Genomic DNA, 714 nt, shown 5'->3' with positions numbered 1-714 from the left:
GGCGTGCGGCTCCGCGCCGTGGTCGGAGCCGCGGATGCCGACGCGCGAACCGCCGTCGATGTCGAGGCCGACGCGGTCGTCCTCGCCACGGGCGCCCACGACCTCGCGCTCCCCGTCCCCGGGTGGACGCTGCCCGGGGTCACCACGGCCGGTGCAGCCCAGGCGCTCGCCAAGCGCGACGGGGTCGCAATCGGACGCCGCACGGTCGTGAGCGGCGCCGGCCCGTTCCTGCTGCCGGTGGCCCGGTCGCTCGCGCTCGTCGGGTCGGAGGTCGTCGGCGTGTACGAGGCCTCCGGCATCCCCGCGCTCGCGGCGGGATGGCTGCCGCGGCCGTGGGAACTCGCCGGCAAGGCCGGGGAGTTCCTCGACTACGCCGGGGCACTCGCCCGCCGCAGGATCCCGTACCGGACCGGGCGCGCGGTGGTCCGGGTGCTGGGGGAGGGGCGGGTCGAGGGCGTGGTCGTCGCGGCGCTGGACGCCGAGTGGCGTCCGATCGCGGGCACCGAGCGCGAGGTCGACTGCGATGCGGTGGCGCTCGGCCACGGCTTCACGCCTCGTCTCGAGGCCGCGCTCGCGCTGGGGTGCGCCGTCCGCGACGATCACCGCGGACGGTTCGTCGCGGTGGACGACGCGCAGGGCACGACCGTCGCCCGGGTGTTCGCGGCGGGCGAGGTCACGGGCATCGCCGGCGCCGATGCCGCGCTCGCCGAGAGA

The 714-nt window shown here is 77.6% G+C and carries 1 protein-coding gene; it reads left to right on the top strand.

The features are described 5' to 3' along the window. Positions 1-714, top strand: a 714-nt coding sequence (locus tag ESO86_RS18055) for an NAD(P)/FAD-dependent oxidoreductase (RefSeq protein WP_165308396.1), incomplete at both ends; no start/stop codon positions are given.

This window comes from Agromyces binzhouensis, assembly GCF_004135055.1.
Lineage (GTDB): Bacteria > Actinomycetota > Actinomycetes > Actinomycetales > Microbacteriaceae > Agromyces > Agromyces binzhouensis.
This window is presented reverse-complemented; position numbering and strand designations above follow the sequence as displayed.